The organism is Bacteroides sp. 51, from assembly GCF_010500965.1.
Taxonomy (GTDB): domain Bacteria; phylum Bacteroidota; class Bacteroidia; order Bacteroidales; family Bacteroidaceae; genus Bacteroides.
Genome location: NZ_QVMI01000148.1, coordinates 1 through 343 on the forward strand (window position 1 = coordinate 1; position 343 = coordinate 343).

Below are 343 nucleotides of genomic sequence, written 5' to 3' on the forward strand. Positions count from 1 at the left end.
ACGGAACGCTGGTTACCATCACTCTGAACGGAAACCAATACTCCGTGGTGCAGGAAAAGGAACAGGATGTGCCTTTGGGTTCACTCAATCTGCGGCAAGCCCCTGGGAGTTAGGCGTATCCGTCCTTCCCTGATAAATACGACCTCATGGGTGCGTGGTTGTAACTTTCTACGTTTTTCCTTTTCAATACTGACCACTTCGATTTCCTTCGCAACAATAGCCTCCATGGTCACCATATCGCCCGATGCTATTACATGCTCTTTGATCAACTCAAGGTTCCTGCGATTATCTTCCGGGCTATTGGTATGATTCATATTTGCTTTTATCAGGATATAGTAATCCT

At 46.1% G+C, this 343-nt stretch carries 1 protein-coding gene; it reads right to left on the reverse strand.

Going from position 1 to position 343, the window contains the following annotated elements; genetic code table 11:
• Positions 1–80 precede the first annotated feature (80 nt).
• Positions 81–343: hypothetical protein (locus D0T87_RS23890; protein ID WP_203558784.1), on the reverse strand; the 263-nt coding region annotated here is incomplete at its 5' end.